Origin of the sequence: Pseudomonas petrae, assembly GCF_021728295.1 — a bacterium.
GTDB classification, from domain to species: domain Bacteria; phylum Pseudomonadota; class Gammaproteobacteria; order Pseudomonadales; family Pseudomonadaceae; genus Aquipseudomonas; species Aquipseudomonas petrae.
On sequence record NZ_JAKJXE010000016.1, the window covers coordinates 68,804 to 92,566 of the forward strand.

The window sequence follows — 23,763 nt, forward strand, 5'->3', positions numbered from 1 at the left end:
TTATGCAATTGCGCCACGTACTCGTATTCAGTCTGATCGCCCTGCTTGCCGGCTGTGCCGGCATGTCCTCCCGCGAAGCCGTACAAGGCAAGGGCGACGCCAATCAATGGCGTGTGAACAAAGAACAACTCAGCAGCCTCGACGGCTGGCAGATCAACGGCAAGGTGGGCATCCGCGCGCCAAAGGATTCCGGCAGCGGCACGCTGTTCTGGCTACAACGCCAGGATTACTACGACATTCGCCTGTCCGGCCCGCTGGGTCGCGGTGCTGCCCGGTTGACCGGTCGCCCTGGCGCAGTGTCGCTGGAAGTCGCCAATCAGGGCCGTTACGACGCGCCGGACCCGGAAACCCTGCTCAAGGATCAACTGGGCTGGAAACTGCCAGTGTCGCATCTGGTCTGGTGGGTGCGCGGTCTGCCGGCGCCGGACAGCAAAAGCAGCCTGACGCTTGACGGTGACAGTCGCCTATCCAGCCTTGAACAGGATGGCTGGCAGATCGAATACCTGAGCTACACCCAGCAGAACGGTTTCTGGTTGCCTGAGCGCATGAAGCTGCACGGGCAGGATCTGGACGTCACGCTGGTCATCAAGGACTGGCAACCACGCAAACTGGGGCAATGAGCATGTCGCAAGCACGACTGACACTGCCCGCCCCTGCCAAACTGAATCTGATGCTGCACATCACCGGACGGCGTGCCGACGGTTATCACGAACTGCAGACGCTGTTTCAGTTTCTCGATTACGGCGACGAGCTCAGTTTCGCGCTTCGCGACGACGGTGAAGTGCGCCTGCAGACGGAAATTGCCGACGTCCCCCACGACAGTAATCTGATCGTCAGAGCGGCTCGCGCCCTCAAGGAACAATCCGGTTGCCCGCTCGGCGTTGATATCTGGCTGAAAAAAGTCCTGCCCATGGGGGGCGGCATTGGCGGCGGAAGCTCCGATGCGGCAACCACACTGCTCGGCCTGAATCATCTCTGGCAGCTTGGCTGGGATGAAGATCGTCTGGCGGGGCTGGGCCTCAAGCTCGGGGCTGACGTGCCGGTTTTCGTGCGTGGACACGCTGCTTTTGCTGAGGGCATCGGCGAGATACTGACCCCTGTAACCCCCGAAGAACCTTGGTATCTGGTGCTAGTGCCGCAAGTATCTGTAAGTACAGCAGAAATTTTTTCAGATCCGCTGTTGACACGTGACACTCCGCCCATTAAAGTGCGCCCCGTTCCCAAGGGAAACAGTCGAAACGACTGCTTACCGGTTGTAACGAGGCGGTATCCAGAAGTTGGTAACGCTTTGAATTTGTTAGGTAAATTCACCGAAGCAAAATTAACCGGAACTGGAAGTTGTGTGTTTGGGGCCTTCCCAAGCAAAGCTGAAGCTGATAAAGTCTCGGCCCTTCTTACAGAGACCCTTACAGGGTTTGTAGCAAAAGGCGCAAACATCTCGATGTTGCACCGGAAGTTACAAGCACTGCTCTAAAAGGAACCGAGTGCCAGGCACTCGTGCAACAGATACAGGGGCGTCGCCAAGCGGTAAGGCAGCAGGTTTTGATCCTGCCATGCGTTGGTTCGAATCCAGCCGCCCCTGCCATTTTCCTATAGTCATCCAGGCATACCCTAAGCCTCCAGGTACTGCGCGTGTCCAAGATGATGGTCTTTACGGGGAACGCCAACCCCGATCTGGCTCGGCGTGTCGTACGTCAGCTGCATATCCCTCTCGGTGACATATCTGTTGGAAAGTTTTCCGACGGTGAGATTACCGCTGAGATCAATGAAAACGTTCGCGGTAAAGACGTCTTCATTATTCAGCCGACCTGCGCTCCGACCAACGATAACCTGATGGAACTCGTCGTGATGGCTGATGCCTTCCGTCGCTCCTCGGCTACTCGTATCACTGCTGTAATCCCTTACTTTGGTTATGCCCGCCAGGATCGTCGTCCGCGTTCCGCCCGTGTGGCTATCAGCGCTAAAGTGGTTGCGGACATGCTCACCGTCGTCGGTATCGACCGTGTGCTGACTGTCGACCTGCACGCTGACCAAATTCAAGGCTTCTTCGATATCCCGGTAGATAACATCTACGGCTCCCCGGTTCTGGTGGATGACATCGAAGACCAACGTTTCGAAAACCTGATGATTGTCTCCCCGGATATCGGTGGCGTCGTGCGTGCACGTGCTGTTGCCAAATCCCTGGGCGTCGATCTGGGCATCATCGACAAGCGCCGCGAGAAGGCGAACCACTCCGAAGTGATGCACATCATCGGTGATGTCGAAGGCCGTACCTGTATTCTTGTCGACGACATGGTCGATACCGCCGGTACCTTGTGCCATGCGGCCAAAGCGCTGAAAGAACACGGCGCTGCCAAGGTCTTCGCGTATTGCACACACCCTGTTCTGTCGGGCCGTGCAATCGAGAACATCGAAAATTCCGTGCTGGACGAACTGGTGGTGACGAACACCATCCCGTTGTCCGCTGCAGCACAGGCCTGTGACCGTATCCGTCAACTGGATATCGCACCGGTGGTCGCTGAGGCGATGCGTCGCATCAGCAATGAAGAATCGATCAGCGCGATGTTCCGATAAGGGCCCTGCCCTGCCGAACCATCCGTTGACGAAAAGCGCCCCGCCCCGACACTCAATGCCGGGGCGGGGCTTTTTTGCCCATACCGTGTCTGGCGCTGGTCGCAAACGCCGCTCGGTCATGGCTATATTGGAGATACAAAATGACTGATTTTATTCTGAACGCCCAAGCGCGTACTGACCTGGGGAAAGGTGCGAGCCGCCGCCTGCGTCGTCTCGCCGCCTCCGTCCCAGCCGTTGTTTACGGTGGTGGCCAGGAAGCGACTTCGATCACCATCGAAGCCAAGGAACTCGCCAAACTGTTCGAAAACGAAGCTGCCTACAGCCACGTAATCGAGCTGAACGTTGCTGGCGCCAAGCAGAACGTCATCGTTAAAGCGATGCAGCGTCACCCTGCCAAGCAGTTCATCATGCACGCTGACTTCATCCGCGTCGTAGCTGGCCAGAAACTGACCGCTATCGTTCCAGTGCACTTCATCAACGAAGAAGCACCGATCAAGAAAGGCGGCGAGATCTCGCACACTGCCACTGAACTGGAAGTGACCTGCCTGCCGAAAGACCTGCCTGAGTTCATCGAAGTTGACCTGGGCGCTCTGGAAATCGGCGACAACGTTCACCTGTCCGACGTCAAGGCACCTAAAGGTGTTGAATTCGTTGCTCTGGCGCACGGCAAGGACCTGGACATCGCTAACGTCCACGCTCCTCGCATCGTCCAGGACGAAGAAGAAGGCACCGCAGAAGGCGAAGCAGAGTAATTATTACTCGCTAGCCGGTTGAACCCGTGATGATGCTAGCCATCATCACACTCGACCCAAGGAAGAGCCCCTGACGTGACCGCCATCCAACTGATCGTCGGCCTGGGAAATCCAGGCCCCGAATACGAACAGACCCGGCATAACGCAGGGGCTCTTTTCGTTGAGCGCATTGCCAGCGCCCAGCGTGTCAACCTGACCGCTGACCGCAAATATTTCGGCCTGACGGCTAAGTTCAGTCATCAGGGCCAAGACGTTCGTCTGCTGATTCCCACCACCTACATGAACCGCAGCGGCCAGTCCGTCGCAGCTCTGGCGGGTTTCTTCCGGATTCCTCCGCAAGCCATTCTGGTGGCCCACGACGAACTTGACCTGCCTCCGGGCGTCGCCAAACTCAAACTGGGTGGCGGGCACGGCGGGCATAACGGGCTGCGTGACATCATTGCGCAGCTCGGCAACCAGAACGGCTTCCACCGCCTGCGGCTTGGCATCGGCCACCCGGGCGACGCCAGTCTGGTGTCCAACTTTGTCCTGGGTCGCGCGCCACGCGCCGAGCAGGAAAAACTGGACGCCAGCATCGACTTTGCCCTCGGCGTGCTGCCGGATGTACTCGCTGGCGACTTCGCCAAGGCGATGCGCGTCCTGCACAGCCAGAAGGCCTGACATCACTCGAGGGGAAACACCATGGGATTCAACTGCGGCATCGTCGGCCTGCCCAACGTCGGCAAGTCCACCCTGTTCAACGCCCTGACCAAATCCGGTATCGCGGCGGAGAACTTTCCCTTCTGCACCATCGAACCGAACACCGGCATCGTGCCCATGCCGGACCCGCGCCTGCAGGCCCTGGCCGACATCGTCAACCCGAAGCGCATCCTGCCGACCACGATGGAATTCGTCGACATCGCCGGGCTGGTTGCCGGTGCATCCAAAGGTGAAGGCCTGGGCAACAAGTTCCTCGCCAACATCCGCGAGACCGACGCCATCGCTCACGTCGTGCGCTGCTTCGAAGACGAGAACGTGATTCACGTTTCCAACAGCGTCGACCCAAAGCGCGACATCGAAATCATCGACCTGGAACTGATTTTCGCTGACCTCGACAGCTGCGAGAAGCAACTGCAGAAAGTCACGCGCAACGCCAAGGGCGGCGACAAGGACGCAGTAGTCCAGAAAGGCCTGCTGGAACAACTCATCGCTCACTTCACGCTGGGCAAACCCGCGCGCAGCCTGATGAAGAGCATGAACGCCGATGAGAAAGCCGTCATCAAGGGCTTCCATCTGCTGACCACCAAACCGGTCATGTACATCGCCAACGTCGCTGAAGACGGTTTCGAGAACAACCCGCACCTGGACGTGGTTCGCGCCATCGCCGAAGAAGAAGGCGCAATGCTGGTGCCGGTCTGCAACAAGATCGAAGCGGAAATCGCGGAGCTCGACGACGGCGAAGAAAAGGACATGTTCCTGGAGGCCCTGGGCCTTGAAGAGCCTGGTCTGAACCGCGTGATCCGTGCCGGCTACGAAATGCTGCACCTGCAGACCTACTTCACCGCCGGCGTCGAAGAAGTTCGTGCCTGGACCGTCCGTGTCGGCGCCACCGCGCCACAGGCTGCCGGCGTGATCCACACCGATTTCGAAAAAGGCTTCATCCGCGCCGAATGCGTCGCCTACAACGACTTCATCCAGTACAAGGGTGAAGCCGGTGCCAAGGAAGCGGGCAAATGGCGCCTGGAAGGCAAGGATTACATCGTCAAGGACGGCGACGTTCTGCACTTCCGTTTTAACGTATAGCGCGAGGGCATTCACATCCACCCTTCCCTTGCCATGCTATGGACATTCAGCGTGGTTACGGATCATCAGCGGCGCGGATTTCTACGATCACAGCGCCAATGATCGAAGGGGCGCAGATGGCGTACCTAGACCATGTAGCATTTCATCCGTGGCGTGAGACCATAACGGGGAGAGCTGTTGCATGGGAGGTCGATAGATTCCGCGCTTAAATCCCCAAGCTCCCGCAGATCTTTTGGAACGATGGGACAGGATGGTCAAAGGCCAACCTGTGGGCATTGGAAAAACTCTACGAAGATGGTCGAAACATCCAGACTGTCCAGTGCGACACGCTCAGTACATGATTGAGACGATTGCACAAATCACTGAGCCGATCTCGACGGACCTTGCGCTTTGCCCTCTTTAACCTTGAGCGCTCTCAAAACTCAAGGGCTTACCCATGAACTCCTTCCCATCATTACTTCGTACATCGCTTGAAAGGGCCAGCAAACTAGACAAGCTTGGAATTCACCTGATCAGGATAGGAGTTGCCATTATCTTTCTGTGGATCGGCGCGCTGAAATTTGTGCCGTACGAGGCCGATAGCATTACGCCTTTCGTGGCAAACAGTCCGGTCATGTCGTTCTTCTACCATCACCCACACGATTACAAAGAACACCTAACTCACGAAGGCCAGCTGGACCCGGTCAAACGCGAATGGCAGGTGGAAAACAACACATATGAATTTTCCAAAGGGCTTGGCACCGTGGAAATTCTCATAGGGCTGATGGTTCTTTCATACGCCTTTTCGCGTCGTCTCGGGATGCTGGGCTCAATTCTGGCGTTTCTCACTCCGTTGGTAACCTTGTCTTTTCTGTTCACCACGCCCGAGGCATGGGTGCCCAATCTCGGTGATGCAGACTTTGGGTTTCCTTATCTTTCAGGCGGCGGGCGATTGGTACTCAAGGATGTGCTGATGCTTGCGGGTGGAGTTGTGATGATTGCCGACTCTGCACGCGCGCTATTGAAGCCTGCACAGGCCCTGAACGTTGATAGGGGTGGGCGAGCATGATGAAGTACCTCGCATTCCTCGTAGTGTTGAGCCTTACTGCGCCGTCAGTCTTCGCGGAAGACTCGACAACCAAAATCGGTACACCACCGCTCGATATCGCGAAGGTCATCAGTCAGACGCCCGACGATGGAAGTTGCGGTATGGAGCTTATGCATTTGGTTTACCAAGATTCGCACGGCCTTGTCCACACACTTGACTACATGATCGTCGGGAGCGGCTGTTCAAACGGTTGAGCCGGCAGAAGTTTAGATAGTTCCTATATGAACGAGATACGCCGGTATCTTCAAAAAGCTGATCGACTGCACTATTTTCGGCTGCTTCGCGCGTCCTCTGCGCCTCGGCTGTTTTTCCGGGTAACCACGATTGCCTGGGAATACAGCCTTTTTTGCATTCAGTTCGCCTGCAACTCAAGCTCGTGAAGGGAAACAAGCCCGTCTTCGCCAGGGGCTAGCTTATTGGGCTGCGATAACAACGCCAGTTACCAGTCGCTCTCACAGATCCCTACGTGCGGAACTACCGCATACAGCTCCTGCCCCTGGGTATGCGACGCGAAGCGATCCTCAGTATGGGGATGGGTAGGAACCTTCGGCCTGGACCCTGATGGATGATAAGCGATGTCGGCTAAAGCAGACCCAACAGCCTTGCATCTGACGGGTTCGACTGCTCGACAATTGGCGTACTCTGCAAGTTATATGGCTCGATTCTGCTAGTCACACATAGCTAGACACAACGCTATAATTCTCTGCAGGTCAGCGTCTCACTTCAGCGGATTGCAACACGCAAGCATTATCCAGGACCTCGTATGGCAAGCTGTTCAGCGATGGTCTGTGTCCAGCACCTCTGGCTTTTAAGGCTCCGGCACACCGCCGCCGTCTAGATAAACGACACATTAGCTGGCTTTCAGACCCCCTCGCGGCTAAGGGAGCAGCATCGGCCGTGTATTCGTGGTCCACGGACTCGGCGACTACTTGCGTAACAAGGCAATCGGCATCTGAATATGCTGCGGTTAAGGATCCTGCCGTAGCTTCACTTTTTATCCTTACTGCAGGTGCTTCAGATGAGAGTCTTGTTATTCGGCGCGACTGGCATGGTGGGCCAAGGTGTGTTGCGCGAATGCCTGGCTGACCAACATGTCAGCCAAGTGCTGGCTGTCGGCAGGCGCTCCACAGGGGTGCGCCATGAGCGTTTGAGTGAACTGATCCACAGTGACCTGTTTGCGCTGGATAGCAGCGTAGCGGAGCTGGCCGGTTTCGATGCGTGCTTCTTCTGCCTCGGAGTTTCGTCGGCAGGCATGAACGAAGAACGCTATAACCGACTTACCTACGAGCTGACCTTAGCCCTCGCACGGCCTTTGGCCAAAATGAATCCAGACATGATCTTCATTTACATTTCAGGTGTCGGCACCGATGGAAGCGAGCAGGGATCGAGCATGTGGGCACGGGTGAAAGGCCGTACCGAGAACGCACTGTCCCAGTTGCCCTTCCGTTCAGTTCACCTGTTCCGTCCGGCCGCAATCCTGCCCATGCATGGCGAGCGCTCAAGTACACCCGCGCTACATTACTTATATCAACTGACAGGATGGCTGTTTCGTTCGCTTCGCCCATTCACCAAGGGCTACATTCTCACCACCGAGGAAGTGGGCCGGGCGATGCTGAACGTAGGGCGGAACGGTTGGCCCACACCGGTACTGGAGCCACCGGACATTCGGAATGTAGCGTCGCTACATCCTTCACACCTCATTTCAAAGAGTGAAACTGAACGCCTGAGGTCTGGCATGTGACATTAGTTTGCGGGGTTTCGGTTGCACAATCGAGCTGTGGTGCAAAGCGACGATGAGCTACTGCGGCGGTTATCAGCTCCGAGGCGTTAAATGCAGGCCGTGGGGCGGAGGCGCAATTGACATCAGATGCTCGCTGAAGTCAGCCCGGTCTATCGACCTCGGGCTTATTCCTTGACCCCAAACTTGAAGCAGGCGCCGGCTTGGGTCGGTACCTCAGGTAGAACTATGAACAGCATAATAGATGAACGATTCAAGATGCCGAACGCCTTCTGGCACGGGCTGAAGGCTATTGGACTGTCACCGACTTCCGTTCTCCGCCAGGCCGGGCTGCCCATCACGTTGCACATTCGTGACAATAGCCAAGTGACAACTGCCCAGCTCTTCAGGCTGTGGCAGGCCATAGAAACACTCAGCGAAGATCCGACCGTGGGCATTCGTTTCGCCACGAGTCTGCAGACGGCCCTGCTGCCGCCATCAAGCTTAGTGGCCTTCTACGCACGCGACTACCGAGATGGTCTCGCTCGAACTGCACGCTTCAAAAGAATGTGCGCGCCTGAGCGAGTCGACATGAGATGCGAAGGCGATGAATGCAGCATCACGGTCGAGTGGTTGCATAGCCGGTGCGCGGAGCCTGCGGCACTGGCGGACGTCGCCTTTACCTCGTTCGTTGAGTTAGGCCGGCAGGGAACGGGCGAAAGGATCGTTCCTAAACGGATTGAGCTGATGCGATCAAATATGGATGACAGTGCATATCAGCATTACTTTGGGTGCAGCGTTCGTTTTGGGTCATCACGCAATACCCTCGTGCTGGACAGTGCAGACCTCGATCGTCCGTTTAGAACCCACAATGCGGAGCTGCTTGAGATGCTCGTTCCTGCGCTGGCCTCGGCGCTGCAGGAGCAAGAAGCCTGCAGCTCCGTAAGTGACGAGGTCAAGGTCGTGCTCAAGCGATCAATGGCAAGCGGGCGCCCAGATCTGGCCTATGTTGCCCGTGAATTGGGTACCAGCGAGCGAACGCTTCAAAGGCGTATCACAGGAGAAGGTAACAACTTCCGACGGCTCACCCTGGAGGCACGTCAGGACATGGTGCGAAGTTTGCTTTTGGATTCGGCCATAGAGATCAATGAAGTGGCCTATCTGGTAGGGTTTGAGGATGCAAACTCTTTCTATCGCGCGTTTCGGTCTTGGGAGGGAGTCACTCCCGCGCAGTGGCGATTTTCGCGTAGCAGCCACTAGTCACCCGGTTTCGAAAACAAGCTGGCAACTAATCTCGGGGTCATACTCGTATATTGATACCTGGGGAGCTGGCTTGGTCTTTTACTGAGGCCTGCGGATCGCTTTCGGCTCGTTGCGCTTTGGCGAAATCATTCAGGTTCTGTATGACATAGACGGTGTTGATATAGTCCGGGACCACTTGAAAACCATATTCGTTACTTTCCAGATTCGCGCTTCTGAGGTTATCAATACGAGCCGCGAAATAGTCCAAAGCGTTCATCTTGACATCCGGGGTCGCCTGATTCCCGACAGCATCAAGATTGGTCCCTGCCGAGATCATTAGATTCGCCGTCGTTTTGTCAATTAACCCCAGCGCGTAGAGGTTTTTACTGACAAGACCTAACTCAGCAGGTGTAATTGAGGTCATGTCGAACTCTGCAAAACTGGGTCCCAACCCAGCCTGTTTCAAGGCGTCGGTATCGAGCACTCCGTCCTTGGTTCCGATTTGCTGCATGATCTGGTTAGTCAGATAGGAGTTGCTGGAGGTAGAACTGGATTGCGGTGATCTGATACTGACAGACGTAAGAGAGGGGCCGGTCGATATTTTCACGTAGCGATTCCTTCAGATGAACTTCAGACAGACAGCTTTTCCCAACACCTAACTTTATCAGCAGCCGCTTAAGCATACAGCCAGTTGGCTAATGGGGTTAAGTAGCAAAAAAAGAAACACACAGTCAGACAAAGATTGACAATCCTTTGCCCTGACTCGGCCATTAGAGCAAAGTGAAAATACCTTGAACCCGCCCCAAAAAAAGATTAATAAAATCGCCATTTGTATTGGTAGTAGAATTACTTGTTACACCTAAGGATAATTTTTCAATGTCTAGCTTGGTTAATATCAACCTCAACCGCCTGGAGGCCTTTGTGGCGATCGTCGAATGTGGTTCGCTGACCGGAGCGGCGCAAACCATCGGTACGACCAAGGCGATGGTCAGCATGAGCTTGAAATTGCTAGAGGCGGAATTGGGATGCTCACTGTTGACCCGCACCACAAGGCGGATGTCCCTGACCGACGTGGGCGCGCGTTTTCATGCGGACTGTTTAGATATCCTGCAGCGGGCGCGCACAGCCATCGACCAAGCAAGGCAGGGGCATGCCTCACTGACCGGGGAACTGAGGATCACGTCCACGCAAGAGTTCGGTGCTCATGTGCTGGTCAATGCACTGGCTGCCTTCTCAAAATTGCATCCACAGCTGAAAATTAATTTCTCTGCCTCAACGGGATTGGCTGAATTAGTGTCTGAACGCTTCGACCTAGCCATTAGAATGGGGCACTTAGGCGACTCGGGCTATCGCGCGTTGCCGTTGAGCAAGTTCTCCATCGTCCTGGTCGCGACGCCCAGCTATCTCGCTTCTCGAAATTGGAGCGGCAACCCCACCGAACTGCAGTCGCTGAACTGGGTAATGCTTACCGGTTTCAATGCAAAAATGAAGCTATCGAAGCGAGACACCCCACTTGCACGAATATCGCTCACAGCGCCAAGCCTGATTCAGACCGATAGCGCGTCGGCTGTACTCCAACTCGTACTGCTCCATAGCGGAATTGCTCCGCTACCAGAGTGGATGATTGGTGAGCTGTTACGAGAAGGCAGTCTGGTACGCGTGCTGCCGGAATATGATTGGCCCGAACAAGGCGCGTATGCCGTCTTTCCAAATACTCAGCATGTTCCAACCAAGGTGCGCTCTTTTATTGATTTTTTCCGCGATTTTCAGCCGTCAGAAAAAGGCATCTGACTTGAAGGGAGTAAGCCATGGGACCGGCGTACAACATACAACCGATAAATAGAGCAACAGACTAATGAACCTTATTGTTCGCATGCCAACTCCATTGCCGAGCGTTACCCACAAGAAGCCGACGGTCCAAGAGCGCCCGGTTACTGTCCGGTCAGAGGCAGTCACCGGACAATTTGTGAACGATGGGCTCTGGGAGCTGAAGAAATAACCGAACTTAGGCTCCGGGCAAGGTCGTCAGCTGATCTTGAGCGGACAGCCGCGATTGCCGCTTAGTAGCCGAAATCAGCCGCTTCTGGTCGATATCTAACTGTTGGGATGTGACCTACCGCTCAGTCCGGCCGGTCTCTCAGGTTGATTTTCCTGAGTCTAAATATCGGGGGTTCAGTGACGACACAACGGTCTCCCTAAAAACGCCTACCGCTCCACGCTAGGTTCACCATTTGCGTTTCATGGCCGGATAGCTGGACGAACCTTGTTGAGGGTTAGAAATTGCCTCTCAACGCTTCTAGGCCACCCTCATAAATCCCCTGAAACAACTCATGAGCCTCGGCGTCGGAAATGCCATTGGGCGTGAAGCGTCCGGACCATGTCACCAGCGTTTCGCTCTCGCCAGATGCTTCGACGTTCAACGTGGCGAGGTAATCGGTGACCGGAAACGGCCCCTCGCTAATTGAGTAGCTGTAGGTGCGCGCCTGATTGTCGTAGGTTTCCAGGCGTTCGATGATCGCCGCGCCGTCCGCGGTTGTCAGCTTGCGCAGACGTCCGCCTTCGGCGGGCTCGCTGCTGGCGATGAACGGCAGCCAGTCAGGCAATGAAAAAAAGCCGCCCACCAATTGCCATACGGTATCGGCCGCGATCGGAAGCCGCAGGGATGCAGATGCTGTTGCCATAAGAAATTCTCCAGGATGCATGTCAGTAACGGGCCAATCAGATGGCCATACTGTCCACTACGCCACCGTCGACACGCAATGCGGCACCGGTGGTCGCAGATGACAAGGGCGAAGCAAGGTAGGCCACCAGATTGGCGACTTCATCGACCTCTGCTGCACGTTGAATGATTGACGTAGGTCGCGCATTGCGCACGAAATGGTCCGCTTCTTCCCGGGCGCTGCGGCCTGATTTAGCGATGGCATCTTTGAGCATCTCTTCGACGCCATCGGTAAAGGTCGGACCGGGCAAGATGGCGTTGACGGTGACACCGGTGCCCGCCAGGCGCTTGGCCAAACCATGGGAAACCGCAAGGTTCGCCGCCTTGGTAGTGCCGTAATTGATCATGTTGGCCGGGATCGCAATGCCGGATTCCGATGACACAAAGATCACTCTGCCCCATTTGCGCGCGACCATGTCGCTCAGGTAATGCCGCGAGAGGCGCACACCGGAAATCACATTGACCTGATAAAAGCGTTCCCACTCATCATCCGGCGTGTCGAAGAAATCCACTTCATTGAACACACCCAGGTTGTTAACCAGAATGTCTGCGGTCGGCTCAGCGTCGAATAGCCGCTGTGCGCCTTCAGCTGTTCCCAGATCCGCCACGCATCCGCGCAGTTGCGCACCGGGAATCTCCCGCTTGATCGCTGCAATCGCTTCATCCACTTTGGCCGGTGCACGCCCGACGATCACCACAGTGGCGCCGCAGGACGCCAGCGCCTTGCCGACGCCAAGGCCGATGCCTGCTGTGGAGCCACTGACGATGGCGAGTTTGCCGCTTAAATCGATTTTCATATGTAGCTTCCGCTGAGGTGAGCAGTGCCCCGTCGAGGCCGTTCACAGTAAGGACCGCGGCGAGGCGTATAGGATCAGGCTTTGGGCAACGGCGCCAAAGGTGAAACGAGGCCATCCTTGACCAGCTCCTGCCAGAATTCGCCCGGAATACGCTGGGTCAGCGCCGCCACGTCTTGCTCGATACGGCCGGGGCGGCTGGAGCCAGGGATGACCGCTGCCACAGCGGGATTGGCCAGGGAGAATTGTAGCGCTGCGGCTTTGATATCAACCTTGAAACGCTGGGCGATGGACTTGATCGCTTCGACTTTGGCGACGACCTGCGGCGAGGCTTTCTGGTATTCGAAATGCTCACCGCCCGCCAGGATGCCCGAGCTGTAAGGGCCACCGATCACGATGTCGACGTTCTGCGCGTGGGCCGAGGCCATCAAGCGTTGTAGCGCGCGGTCGTGGTCCAGCAAGGTGTATCGACCGGCCAGCAAGAAACCGTCCGGCTGGGCTTCTTCCAGATCCAGGGTCAGTTCACACGGCTCGACACGGTTGACGCCCAGGCCCCAGGCGCGGATGACGCCTTCTTCGCGCAATCGCGTCAGAACCCTGAAAGCACCCTTGCGCGCGGCGTTAAAATACTCCAGCCACTCATCGCGATAGAAATCCTGGGCGATGTCGTGAATCCAGACGATGTCCAGACGGTCAGTCTGCAAGCGCTTGAGGCTGTCTTCGATGGAGCGCAGGGTCGCATCGGCGCTGTAATCATTGACCATTTTGTTCGGGCGGCCGTGGTCGAACACCCCACCCTTGTCGCCCATATCACGGGCAGAAACGTCTTCGACTTCGTCCAGCACCAGACGCCCCACCTTGGTGCTCAGCACATACTGGTCGCGGTCGTATTGCTTGAGCGCTTCGCCCATGCGCAGCTCGGAAAGCCCCGATCCATAGAACGGCGCGGTGTCGAAATAGCGCACACCGGCATTCCAGGCGCCGTGCACTGTGGCCAGCGCCTCATCTTCAGGAATCGCGCGGAACATGTTGCCCAATGGCGCTCCACCGAAGCCCAGCACGCCAGGCAATTTGTCTCTTATGCTCATGATTGATCCTCTATAAATCTGCAATGAACAGGAGATGGCCTCCCGCCAACTCGTCACCCTCAAGTGACCATGAAGCGAGGTTAAGTTGACCAGTAAAGACCGTCCAAGACATAATTTGGCTAACTTAAGTCCCTGCAGGTCTTACACGCCATGATCGATTTACGCCAGCTTCGCTACTTCGTCGCCGTCGCCGAGGAAGAACACGTCGGTCGCGCTGCGGAGCGGCTGCATATCTCCCAGTCACCGCTGAGCCGGCAGATTGCCCAGCTGGAAGAGTTCCTTGGCCTCAACCTCTTCGAGCGCAGCCAACAGCGTATTCGGCTGACGGTGGATGGCCGCACATTTCTCGCCGAAACCAAAGCGCTGCTCACCCACGCCAAACGCCTGGAATCGTTGGGCAAGCGGCTGGGCCGAGGGGAAGAAGGCGGTCTGTGCATCGGCTACATCGAAAACGCCATGCACACTTCGGTATTGCCTGACGCGCTGAAAATTCTGCGTACGGCGCGGCACGATCTGCATATCGCGCTTTACAGCCAGGCGTCTGCCGATCAACTGGAAGGTCTGCGCCAACGCAGCCTGGACATTGCTCTGGTGAGCGAGCCGCCTGCGGCCGATGACCCGGATCTGGACAGCGCACTGGTTCTCAACGAAGTGATGCTGCTGGCGATGCCCGAGCATCACTCGCTTACGCAGAAGAAGGTGCTGACTCCCGAGGACTTGCAGGCTGCGCAGTGGATTTGCGTGACCAGCGGACTGGCGCAACGCGCTGTGGGTTCTCACAAGGAAGGCTTCGTGGCGGCGTGCATGAAGGCCGGATTTTCCCCGGACATTCACCTGGAAGTCACCGAGCCGATGACCGCATTGCGGCTGGTCGGCGCGGGCCTGGGCATCGCCATGCTGCAACGTAATCTACGCTCCAGTGCGCCGGACAACGTGGTCTTGCGGGAAGTACCGTGGATGCAATATGCCACGCCGGTTTGGGCCGCATGGCACCGCATCAACCTGCGTCCGTTGGTGGCGATGGCGCGGGAAGTGCTGCTCAGTGGGGAGAGTTCAGGCCTGGGCCCCGAAAACCCGGTAGCCGTGGATCTGCCCCCGACAGCAATTGCGCAGACAACGAAATAATTTGAACATTTGGCGCCAGCCAGAGCTGAAGCATGCCTATCTCAACGATGTGCTGAGGCGGTTGCCGACGCAGCGGGCGAATGAGATTAATCAACTGCTGCCGCATCAGCGGATGGCCGCCTGATCTACATAAAGTAAAATGCTCACCTTCTATTCACGTTCTTGCCCAATGAAATCGACGAATACCCGCAACGGAGCGGACATGAATCTGCTGGAAAAATAGAGCCACGGCCCCTCAAACGTGTCCCACCATTCGTCTAGAACCGGCTCGAGATCACCACTCTGGAAATGCGGATGTAGCCAATTTTCGAAGGTTGCAATAATTCCTCTGCCACTTCGCGCAAGATTGATAGCCGCTGCAACTCCATCGACTCCAATGACCAATCGACCTGGGGGATCAATGCTTACGGTTTCCCCATTCTTCACGAAATCCCAGTTGACCATTGCTCCACTGGAATACCGTAGACGGATGCAATCGTGATTCATCAATTCGCCTGGATGTGAGGGGGTGCCGCGCGACGCTAGATAGGACGGGGCGGCAGCCAAAGCCAGTTGCTGCGACCTTGGCCCGATAGGGACGGCAATGGTGTCCTGTGCAAGGTGCTCTCCATAACGTATCCCGGCATCGCACCCTGCGGCGGTAACGTCCACAAGGCGATCTTCGACCATTATTTCTATCCGCACTTGCGGATAGCGTGCGAGAAAGCGATCAATCAGTGGCGGCAGAATGTCGACCATGACCGCGCCGGTCACGTTCAACTTCAACACGCCTCTTAGGTCTTGAAGGGAACTGGCGACATCCTCGAACACGGCTCTCATTTCCCCGAGAAGCGGAGACATTCGCTCTGCCAGCTCACGCCCCGCCGCAGTTGCTACAACGCTTCGGGTGGTGCGCACGAGCAGGGGAACGCCCAAGCCTGATTCCAGCGCCGAAATACGTTCGCTCACGGTTGATGGCGACAAGCCAAGTCGCTTGGCAGCCGCACGAAATCCATTTTCGCGGAAGACCGCAAGAAAGATCGATAGGTCATCCATAGAGCATTGATCAATATTGTTCGCCATAGCGATCAGGCTATTCGGATTCGACCCGGTTATCAATCACCCAGGCGCGCGGTACAAAGGGCGTGTACAGCCTATGCGCGCCCAATCAAGCGTGTGCTGATCTGCCTCGATGGATAGCCGATGGAGTTCTGGAATGAGTAAAAAAAATGTTCTTATCACCGGTGCGAACAAGAGCATAGGGTTCGAAACCGCTCGTGAAATGGGCCTGCTGGGTTATCGAGTGTGGCTTGGGAGCCGCGACAAAAGCTTAGGTACGCTTTCGGTATCCCGCTTGGTGACCGATGGCATAGATGCCCGCCTGGTCATTCTGGATGTACGCGACACAGAGAGCGTTAGGGCGGCGGCTGAGCTGGTTTTCAAGGAAGATGGAAAGCTGGATGTTCTTATCAATAATGCGGGTATATCTGGCGCTCAACCCATCCCGCCCAGTGAGCAAGAGATCGGCGACATCCAGAGCGTTTACGAGACCAACGTGTTCGGCCCGATCCGGGTGACTCAAGCTTTTCTTCCTCTTTTAAAAGCAGCGCAAAAAGCCCGTGTGGTTATGGTCAGTAGCGGGTTGGGTTCGCTGAGCTGGACTTCTGATCCAGCGCATCCTTACTCACGGGTCGATGCGATGGGTTACAACAGTTCAAAATCCGCCTTGAATGCGGTGACCATTGCATTCTCTAAAGAGTTCGCTGCTTTTGGTATCAGCGTCAACGCGGTTGATCCCGGCTATACCGCCACCGATTTCAATGGGCATTCGGGTTATCGAACAGTTGCTGAGGCAGCTTCGGGTATCGTATGGCTAGCCTGCCTTGATTCATCAGCCATCACTGGCAAATTCTTTTTTGATCAAGAAAGTGCGCCGTGGTGATCGTTACCTGACGTTAAGGTCGACGCGTGGGACAAATCAATCTACTCAGCTGCTCGCTAATTTCCACTATCGCCTTTAATGCTGAAGTTTGGAAGGTGGGTTGGCCGGACGCTTACCCTGCTGAAGCCCTATTGCACTCTCCGCATTCTGCGAGGGAAGTGAATTTCGCCTGAGCATGGCCATGGAGAATTGCTCAACAGGCCGTCGAGTTTTTCCAAGATTGGCTAAGCGCTACGCGGTATTTTTTGGAGTGACCGGATGTAACGGTTAGCTGGACTGCCACGTCGTCGTCACAGCACGGCGGGGCATGTGGAGAACTCAGGCCTGAATTGCCTCTCTCGCGTTCATAACGCCCGCCTGTTGTTTCTTGATTTCTTGCGCATCGTGATTGGCGCGCTACCGTCGCCCGCAGATATCTCAACATCATGATGCAATCCAACAATATGCTAAGTACGCGTCCGGCCATGTCACCTGCGGAAGTCGAATCATGAACTGCGCATGCAGCTCCCTCTGCGCATCAAGTCACACTCGTTGATCGTCTTTCAGCAATCTCTCGCGGCTAGGGTACAAATGAATTATTCTCCAAAAACTTGAGCGCTAGACGTAGGAAGTAAAAGATGAAAAGGACTTTGTTTGCCGCTATAGCGATGGCGGCGATAGCTGCGACTTCAAATGCAGTGCTCGCTGATACGCCCTCACACAGGGATGCGGTAGCGTTCGTTGATCAGGCAAAGATCGGACAAAATCTTCCCGTTATTGCTCTTTCGATTGCAAAGCAAACCGTAACCTTCACGACTATCGCTTCCAAGCTGGGTAATGCGGGTGCCGTGAAAGCCGTATCTGACGAAATCAACGCGCTGCTCCCTCTGTACCAACCGAAATGGAATGAGAACATCGCGCAGGCGTACGAAAAATCTTTCACTGAAGAGGAGCTGTCTTCTTTAGCCTCTGAAGGGCGTTCCTCTAAATACGCATCTAAAGTCTTAGCCCAGCAAGGCGTGATTGGTAAGCAGATGGAATCGACATCCAAGCCGATTTTAACTGACCTGGTGACCCAGGCGCTTAGGACAGTGATGTCCAAAACACCTTAATGATATCGGCATTGGTCGCATGAGCATGCGCGTCTAGGGTAAGCGTCCGTCCGAACAACTTACGTTATTAAACGGGCGTCCACCTGTGTGGCAGCAACTCAACAATCTCGCTCGCCCGCTGTGTCGGCAGGCGATTGAGTACATCTGCACAGACATACTGATTTTTGGCCTCGTCATAGATAAAAGCGTCGTTGTTAAAACGCCCATCAGCTTTGGCTGCTGATGTCATGGGCTTGGGCACATACGCGGTGAAATCCGCGTTGTGACAAGCCAGGATTTTCTCACTTTTGAAATAGCCTCGGTCAGCCACCACCGATAGCGAATCCGATGCAATGGCCTCGCACGCCTGCTTGGCCATTGAGCTGAGCTGATCACGGTCGGAACCGACATTGGTCACCTCATGATCAACGATCAAATGGCGCTGAGCATCGACTGCTGTTTGCACGTTGTCTAAGGTCACGGTTGTTGGCGGCTTTAAACTTGCTGCCAATAATGGCGAGCAGATTTTCATCTTCAGCAGGACTTCAGGGTGATAAGCAGGCCGGCCAGCTTCAGCAGGAACAGCACCGTCGAAACCCAAATTGACCAGGTCGAGTTCATCGACCAAGACGTCGACTATGCGCACCGGGTTGGTATCGCTGACGTGGTCGTCGAGGCTTTCGGGGAACAACGTGCTTTGACCCGGATGCTCACCTTGTATGAAACGCTTCATGGGCGATCCTTTCGATGAAATCCTCAGAAATCATCGCAAGGGTTGGCGAAGGGGTTTTTACACATCTGGGCCAAAAGCAGTCACTCCTTTGCTACGCATTTTCCCTTCGCTTGCCGCCTCTAACCTGCACGTCCCTTTAGCCGTGCAGTGTTCAAAAATCCTTAAAAAACAAAGGGCGACAGGATTCAAAATCTTGGGGGGGAAAGCAGGCCTAGCCAACACGTTAACTGTCGAGACGGCCGTCACCGTCACAAACACACAAGCCAAACCGTTCGCGCATCATGGCCATGTACGACTCTTCTGCGGTTTCACGGCGGGCCCGCACCATTGGTTCGATGTCCTGCGTCGCTACATAACGCAGTCGGTCGGTGCCATCGCTCGCCGCATCGAAAATCACCCGTGCTACGTCTTCGGAGGTTGAAAGGCTCTGTTCACGCAGGCCTTCGAATGCCTGCGCCGTGTGGCTGATAAAAACATCGTAATCCGTGGGAGACGATACTTGCGCCACCTCGCCCGCCGAACGATCACCGAACCCGGTGCTGATCACCCCACCAGGTTCGACGATTTTCACCACGATGCCTTGGGAAGCCAGCTCATACGACAACGATTCTGAAAAACCTTCTAGGGCGAATTTGCTGGCGGTGTAGATCGAGAGCATGGGCAGGCCGAACACTCCAGCGCCGGAGCTGACGTTGATGATCACACCGGACTTACGCTCGCGCATATGCGGCAGGACTTGCCTTGTGACATCCATTGCACCGAAAAGATTGACGTCAAATTGTTCTCGAATTTTTGCACTTGAGGTCCCTTCGAACACCCCAAACAGACCGAATCCGGCGTTATTGATCAGAACGTCGATCTGGCCGAAGCGGGCTAAACCGGCGCTGATTGCCGCCTTAATACTGGCGGGCTCTTGCACGTCAAGGCGGGTGACCAGCACATTCGCCAGCATCCCAAGATCAACACCGGCGTCGGTGTTGCGCATGCTGGCAATAACGTTCCAGCCTTGAGCCGCAAATAACTGTGCGGTGGAACGACCGAATCCGGTAGAGGCACCGGTGATGAGTACGGTTGAGGTCATGAATAATCTCTCGATTGATTTGATGTATGCCCCGGAGACATTGCTATCAGGGCTCCACTGGGGGCTGCAAACACCTTAACTCCAGGCAATCGTAGGGACAATCAGGCTATTATTTGATGAACTCATGCATGAATTAGCACAATGGAAAAGACCGGATTAATTGAACTCAACGCTGTAGTCGCCTTGGCTCACCACAGAAGTTTTCGTCGAGCCGCCGCCGAGATTGGTCTCTCCCCATCAGCGATGAGCCACAAGATTGCAACGCTCGAGCAGAGGCTGGGCGTGCGGTTGTTCAATCGCACAACCCGCAGCGTTTCATTGTCTGAAGCCGGGGAACAGTTTTTGGCGCGGGTCCGGCCGGCATTGGCTGACATTTCCAGTGCCATGGAGGCGATCAATCAGTTCCGCGATACCCCGAGCGGCAATTTGCGAATCAATGCTTCCGAAGGTGCAATTCAGATGATCATGACGTCTGTGGTCGCGGAATTTCTTCGGCGCTACCCCGATATGCGCCTTGAGGTCGTTACCAGTACGGCGTTAGTGGACATCGTAGCCGAGGGCTTTGACGGCGGGATCCGAATGGGCGAAAGCGTGCCACTGGACATGATTGCGGTGCCTTGTAGCCCGCCATTACGATTTGCGGTAGTCGGCTCACCCGCCTACTTTTCCCAGCGCCCATTCCCGAAAACCCCAGATGATCTAAGCAGGCACAACTGCATTCGCACTCGATTTGCCAGCGGGGCACTTTACCGATGGGAGTTTGTTAAGCGAGGCCAGCAGCAAATTATCGATGTTGAAGGCACGCTGACCCTCGACAGCCAGCATTTGATCGTCGATGCAGCGCTCCAGGGCATCGGCGTCATTTGTGTAAACGAGTCTTCAATTGCTGAACATTTGAAAGCTGGTCGCCTGATACGTACGTTAGAGGACTGGACGCCGGCGTATCCCGGTCTGTGTCTGTTTTACCCTGCCAACCGCCATGTGCCAGCCGGACTTCGAGCTTTTATCGACTTGGTTCGCGAGATGAACGATCCTCGTGGCCTGATGCCAACGTTGCTGAACCCAGCGTCGCGAATGAAGGTTGAAGGTTGAAGGTTGTTTATCCGCTGGTCTTTCCCACACCGTAAAACCCTCAAGCGGAACATTTTTGACTTTTACTTCGTGGTTGATACATGCGGTTAACCGTTACCAAGGATCCGGGAGCCGGAAATCAGTAGCCGTCAACTTTGCCGTCCAGCGCCCCCCAACTGTCAATTATTTATTAACTATTCTTCGTCTATTACAGTACTTATCATTAACAGTGAAGCGTCTATAGTTTTGCCCACACATCAGATCATTTGGGTACAGCTAATGGCTAGGTTGAACGGAAAAGTAGCAATCGTTACAGGCTCTTCGAAAGGTATCGGTGCAGCGATTGCAAAAGGATTGGCGGCTGAAGGTGCCGCAGTGGTAGTCAATTACGCGTCGAGCACAGTGGACGCCAATCGCGTGGTCGAAGAGATCACAAGCCGGGGCGGACGTGCCATTGCCATCCAGGCAGATGTCTCGAAGTCAGCAGATATCCAACGCCTGTTTCAAGAAGCCCAAGCAGCCTTTGGGACGATCAACGTGCTGGTCAACAACGCGGGTGTGTACTCCTTCGGCCCTCTCGAATCAGTCACAGAGGACGAATTTCACCGTCAGATGAACACCAACGTCCTAGGGGCCTTTTTGACCATGCAGGCTGCCGCGCAACACTTCGGCGACAACGGCGGCTCAATCATCAACATTGCCTCGGCGGCCGTCGAAATGAACGGTCCGGGTACCGCGCTGTATACCGCAACCAAATCCGCCATCGTGGCCATGACCAAAGTCCTGTCCAAAGAACTGGGGCCACGCCACATACGCGTGAACGCCGTTGCACCTGGGGCGACGGAATCCGAAGGCCTGCATGCCTTGGGTATTTTCGGCAGCGACTTTCTCAACGGCATGATCGCGCAACCACCGCTGGGTCGCCTAGGGCAGCCCGAAGACATCGCGCCGGTAGCGGTATTTTTGGCCTCGGACGATGCGGCGTGGGTGACCGGCGAGGTGATTTTTGCTTCCGGTGGTCAGCGCTGAGAGCCAATAAGCAACAATGATAGATACAATTACTCGCTTATGTGTATTATTGATTAACACATATAGGCGAGGATGTAGCATGAGCGACGCAAGAGATGTTCAACAGGTACTAGCCCAGTACGTGCGCGCGACCGATAGGCGAGATGCTACGGCCATGAGCGCATTATTTATGGACGACGGTCGGGTCGAGATTTTCCAGGGGCAACTCGCCCCGATTGCGCTCGGTGCCTTGCAAGGAGCCGAGACCATAGGGCAAGCCACCGCCGGTATGATGGCATCCCATCCCGCTCGTGGCTGGAGCCATCACACGACCCACGATCCCATCATTGAAGTCACCGGTGACGAGGCCACCCTCGACGCCCAATTTATCGTTTACAACACTGTGGGCTTTGAACAACCTGCGGCGGGTTGGCCTCAAGGCGCAGTCGGCGCCCAAGGGCGGGTCGAACCCATCGAAGCGGGTTACTACCAGTCCACCCTGAAACGTGTGAACGGCCGCTGGAAAATTGCCGTGCATCGCATCACCCTCGACCTGCCCCACGCCTTTCCCACCGCGTAAAACTCACTATTACTGCGACCGAAGCCGACGAAGTCCGGGTACTATTGCGGCCTTCATTCCGGGAGGCCGCATGGTCGATCTAAGATTCTCGAGTGCCCTGCAAAGCCTGTTGAGCATTGCCTACGCTCATCATGAAGGCTTGAAGGTCATCAGCTCTGCGCAATTGGCGAGTGGGTTGAACGCCAACCCCTCGTTCGTGCGCAAACTGATGGCGCCGCTGGCCGAGGCCGGGCTGGTCACAGGGGTACACGGGAAGTTGGGCGGCCTGCGTCTGACCAGACCAACCGCGGACATCACCCTGGCCGACATTTACCTTGCCGTCAGCCCTGACAAGAAAATGTTTGCCGCGCGCAATGATATCGAACACTGCTGCATGGTGACCTCGAACATTGATCGATTGCTGGCCGATGTGTCCGAACGCGCTCATGTAGCACTGCTGGGTTCATTGCAATCGCGCACGTTGCAACAGTGCCTGGACGACTATGTGCTGGAAGGAGCCTCACTCGTTCAACCGTAAAAAACGCAGGTTTCTACGCTGATGCGACGGTCTTGGCTTCGAGAAACGCTTCCAGCCCAAAGGCGCCAAACGCTCTGCCGACCCCGGACTGTTTGACGCCGCCACTGCGGCACGGTTCAGACGATCGGCTGCGCTGCGCGAAACAGCAACACCACCCCTTCACGCTTGAGCGTTACCTCGCGAAAGTGCGTCCGCAAATGCGCCTCGAAACCGGCCTGATTGTCCTGGCTGTTTCCGAAGATGCCTTTCTTGTTGTAAACCGCCATCAGCTTGCGGCCGAAACCGTTGTGACCCGCCTCGTCCCCCAGAATCGTCGCACCAGACAACACGCCGTCCGGGTTCAGGTTGTGCTTGAGATGAGCGAAGATCGCCGCCTTCGCGTCCAGCGGACCTGGCAGGCAATGCAGCAAATAAAACAGCGATATCGAGTCGAAGCGTTCGTTGCCGGGGATCGGCGTCATCACGTCATGCTGAAGGGTGCGCGTCTCTGGCCGGCCGATCCTGCGCTTGGCAGCGGCCAGGCTGCTCGGGTTGAGGTCCATCAGGGTGATTCGGGTGCCCGTTGGCAGCTTCGCCTTAGCCAGGTAATAACCCGTACCGACACCGATATCCAGATGACGGGCACGAACATTGGCGCGGAAGAACGGCAACAGCACCTCATCGGTAGGGCAACGCCAGGCATACCGATTGGAAATGCCCAGCACCCAGGCGTCGTACAACGCTAACGTCAGAGGCGAATAAACTGCCGCACCCGCGGCACTGCTGTCGGTCATGGAAAAATCCCTTACGGCGTTGATGTCGAATACGAAGAGAAAGCGACGAATCTTATACGTCGCCATGCTTTCGTCTTTCAACCCACGCCGCACGCTGGCGCATGAATAGGTGCGCCGATCGCGCACTGA

Annotated in this window: 25 protein-coding genes, 1 tRNA gene and 2 pseudogenes; 20 read left to right on the top strand and 8 right to left on the bottom strand. The window is 55.8% G+C overall.

The genetic code is table 11. The features are described 5' to 3' along the window. Window positions 1-2 precede the first annotated feature (2 nt). The 11 genes from lolB (at window position 3) to L4G42_RS22715 (ending at window position 9,172) form a co-directional block, all read left to right on the top strand. Window positions 3-620 (top strand): lipoprotein insertase outer membrane protein LolB, encoded by a 618-nt coding sequence (gene lolB / locus L4G42_RS22670; protein WP_122622592.1) that lies wholly within the window; start codon window positions 3-5, stop codon window positions 618-620. A gap of 2 nt (window positions 621-622) precedes the next feature. Further along, entirely contained in the window at window positions 623-1,474 is an 852-nt protein-coding gene (ispE, locus tag L4G42_RS22675; protein WP_237250586.1) for a 4-(cytidine 5'-diphospho)-2-C-methyl-D-erythritol kinase, read from the top strand. Between the two features lie 36 nt (window positions 1,475-1,510). Continuing rightward, window positions 1,511-1,585, top strand: a tRNA-Gln gene (locus L4G42_RS22680). 47 nt (window positions 1,586-1,632) lie between these two features. Next, the gene (locus L4G42_RS22685) at window positions 1,633-2,574 is read left to right on the top strand and encodes a ribose-phosphate pyrophosphokinase (protein ID WP_037018241.1); all 942 of its coding nucleotides are present in this window, start codon (window positions 1,633-1,635) and stop codon (window positions 2,572-2,574) included. A 140-nt stretch (window positions 2,575-2,714) separates the two neighbouring features. Then, window positions 2,715-3,326 carry a 50S ribosomal protein L25/general stress protein Ctc gene (locus tag L4G42_RS22690; RefSeq protein WP_237250585.1) on the top strand — a complete coding sequence of 204 codons (612 nt, stop codon included), beginning with the start codon at window positions 2,715-2,717 and terminating at the stop codon, window positions 3,324-3,326. 75 nt (window positions 3,327-3,401) lie between these two features. Then, window positions 3,402-3,986, top strand: coding sequence for an aminoacyl-tRNA hydrolase (gene pth, locus L4G42_RS22695; RefSeq protein WP_108120616.1), 585 nt, complete (start codon window positions 3,402-3,404; stop codon window positions 3,984-3,986). 21 nt (window positions 3,987-4,007) lie between these two features. Further along, window positions 4,008-5,108, top strand: coding sequence for a redox-regulated ATPase YchF (ychF, locus tag L4G42_RS22700; RefSeq protein ID WP_074883938.1), 1,101 nt, complete (start codon window positions 4,008-4,010; stop codon window positions 5,106-5,108). A gap of 436 nt (window positions 5,109-5,544) precedes the next feature. After that, the gene (gene rclC / locus L4G42_RS22705) at window positions 5,545-6,156 is read left to right on the top strand and encodes a reactive chlorine resistance membrane protein RclC (protein ID WP_237250584.1); all 612 of its coding nucleotides are present in this window, start codon (window positions 5,545-5,547) and stop codon (window positions 6,154-6,156) included. Then, window positions 6,156-6,389, top strand: a complete 234-nt coding sequence (locus L4G42_RS26460; protein WP_419789400.1) for a DUF2790 domain-containing protein — start codon at window positions 6,156-6,158, stop codon at window positions 6,387-6,389. The genes rclC and L4G42_RS26460 overlap by 1 nt, the downstream gene beginning before the upstream one ends. An 824-nt stretch (window positions 6,390-7,213) precedes the next feature. Further along, entirely contained in the window at window positions 7,214-7,936 is a 723-nt protein-coding gene (locus L4G42_RS22710) for an NAD-dependent epimerase/dehydratase family protein (protein ID WP_237250583.1), read from the top strand. A 225-nt stretch (window positions 7,937-8,161) separates the two neighbouring features. Then, window positions 8,162-9,172 (top strand): AraC family transcriptional regulator, encoded by a 1,011-nt coding sequence (locus L4G42_RS22715; RefSeq protein ID WP_237250582.1) that lies wholly within the window; start codon window positions 8,162-8,164, stop codon window positions 9,170-9,172. Window positions 9,173-9,212: 40 nt separating this feature from the next. Here the strand turns inward: L4G42_RS22715 and L4G42_RS22720 are convergent, their stop codons facing one another. After that, window positions 9,213-9,761, bottom strand: a complete 549-nt coding sequence (locus tag L4G42_RS22720) for a hypothetical protein (protein ID WP_237250581.1) — start codon at window positions 9,759-9,761, stop codon at window positions 9,213-9,215. 269 nt (window positions 9,762-10,030) lie between these two features. Here L4G42_RS22720 and L4G42_RS22725 point away from each other — a divergent pair, with 269 nt between their 5' ends. After that, entirely contained in the window at window positions 10,031-10,945 is a 915-nt protein-coding gene (locus L4G42_RS22725) for a LysR family transcriptional regulator (protein ID WP_237250580.1), read from the top strand. 482 nt (window positions 10,946-11,427) lie between these two features. On the opposite strand, the gene L4G42_RS22730 is transcribed toward L4G42_RS22725, so the two are convergent. From L4G42_RS22730 to L4G42_RS22740, 3 genes are all read right to left on the bottom strand, one after another. Continuing rightward, window positions 11,428-11,835, bottom strand: coding sequence for an SRPBCC family protein (locus L4G42_RS22730; RefSeq protein ID WP_237250579.1), 408 nt, complete (start codon window positions 11,833-11,835; stop codon window positions 11,428-11,430). A gap of 37 nt (window positions 11,836-11,872) precedes the next feature. Beyond that, on the bottom strand, window positions 11,873-12,670 hold the full coding sequence (locus tag L4G42_RS22735; protein ID WP_237250578.1) for an SDR family NAD(P)-dependent oxidoreductase: 798 nt from the start codon (window positions 12,668-12,670) through the stop codon (window positions 11,873-11,875). Between the two features lie 74 nt (window positions 12,671-12,744). Next, window positions 12,745-13,755 (bottom strand): aldo/keto reductase, encoded by a 1,011-nt coding sequence (locus L4G42_RS22740; protein WP_237259961.1) that lies wholly within the window; start codon window positions 13,753-13,755, stop codon window positions 12,745-12,747. Between the two features lie 150 nt (window positions 13,756-13,905). On the opposite strand from L4G42_RS22740, the gene L4G42_RS22745 reads away from it, so the two are divergent. Together L4G42_RS22745 and L4G42_RS22750 are read left to right on the top strand one after the other, a co-directional pair. Continuing rightward, window positions 13,906-14,880, top strand: a complete 975-nt coding sequence (locus L4G42_RS22745; RefSeq protein WP_237250576.1) for a LysR substrate-binding domain-containing protein — start codon at window positions 13,906-13,908, stop codon at window positions 14,878-14,880. 31 nt (window positions 14,881-14,911) lie between these two features. Continuing rightward, window positions 14,912-15,004 (top strand): annotated as a pseudogene (locus tag L4G42_RS22750) (transposase domain-containing protein); the annotation flags it as partial. Between the two features lie 26 nt (window positions 15,005-15,030). On the opposite strand, the gene L4G42_RS22755 reads toward L4G42_RS22750, so the two are convergent. Next, window positions 15,031-15,915 carry a LysR family transcriptional regulator gene (locus tag L4G42_RS22755; protein WP_237250575.1) on the bottom strand — a complete coding sequence of 295 codons (885 nt, stop codon included), beginning with the start codon at window positions 15,913-15,915 and terminating at the stop codon, window positions 15,031-15,033. A 160-nt stretch (window positions 15,916-16,075) separates the two neighbouring features. Between L4G42_RS22755 and L4G42_RS22760 the strand changes: the two genes are divergently transcribed. Further along, entirely contained in the window at window positions 16,076-16,801 is a 726-nt protein-coding gene (locus tag L4G42_RS22760) for an SDR family oxidoreductase (RefSeq protein WP_237250574.1), read from the top strand. Between the two features lie 617 nt (window positions 16,802-17,418). Further along, window positions 17,419-17,892, top strand: coding sequence for a hypothetical protein (locus L4G42_RS22765; protein ID WP_237250573.1), 474 nt, complete (start codon window positions 17,419-17,421; stop codon window positions 17,890-17,892). Between the two features lie 148 nt (window positions 17,893-18,040). Here L4G42_RS22765 and L4G42_RS22770 read toward each other — a convergent pair. After that, window positions 18,041-18,604, bottom strand: a pseudogene (locus tag L4G42_RS22770) (transposase); the annotation flags it as partial. Between the two features lie 223 nt (window positions 18,605-18,827). Next, the gene (locus L4G42_RS22775; protein WP_237250572.1) at window positions 18,828-19,685 is read right to left on the bottom strand and encodes an SDR family oxidoreductase; all 858 of its coding nucleotides are present in this window, start codon (window positions 19,683-19,685) and stop codon (window positions 18,828-18,830) included. Window positions 19,686-19,826: 141 nt separating this feature from the next. Here L4G42_RS22775 and L4G42_RS22780 point away from each other — a divergent pair, with 141 nt between their 5' ends. From L4G42_RS22780 to L4G42_RS22795, 4 genes are all read left to right on the top strand, one after another. Continuing rightward, the gene (locus tag L4G42_RS22780) at window positions 19,827-20,777 is read left to right on the top strand and encodes a LysR family transcriptional regulator (RefSeq protein WP_237250571.1); all 951 of its coding nucleotides are present in this window, start codon (window positions 19,827-19,829) and stop codon (window positions 20,775-20,777) included. Window positions 20,778-21,035: 258 nt separating this feature from the next. Next, a complete protein-coding gene (locus tag L4G42_RS22785; protein ID WP_237261226.1) occupies window positions 21,036-21,785 on the top strand; it encodes an SDR family NAD(P)-dependent oxidoreductase in 750 nt (249 codons plus the stop codon). 79 nt (window positions 21,786-21,864) lie between these two features. Further along, complete coding sequence (locus L4G42_RS22790; RefSeq protein ID WP_237259959.1) at window positions 21,865-22,344, top strand: nuclear transport factor 2 family protein; 480 nt, start codon at window positions 21,865-21,867, stop codon at window positions 22,342-22,344. A 70-nt stretch (window positions 22,345-22,414) separates the two neighbouring features. Further along, on the top strand, window positions 22,415-22,861 hold the full coding sequence (locus L4G42_RS22795) for an Rrf2 family transcriptional regulator (RefSeq protein ID WP_237259958.1): 447 nt from the start codon (window positions 22,415-22,417) through the stop codon (window positions 22,859-22,861). 116 nt (window positions 22,862-22,977) lie between these two features. Here the strand turns inward: L4G42_RS22795 and L4G42_RS22800 are convergent, their stop codons facing one another. Next, window positions 22,978-23,700: a class I SAM-dependent methyltransferase gene (locus L4G42_RS22800; protein ID WP_237254767.1), complete on the bottom strand. Its 723-nt coding sequence runs from the start codon at window positions 23,698-23,700 to the stop codon at window positions 22,978-22,980. Between the last annotated feature and the right edge of the window lie 63 nt (window positions 23,701-23,763).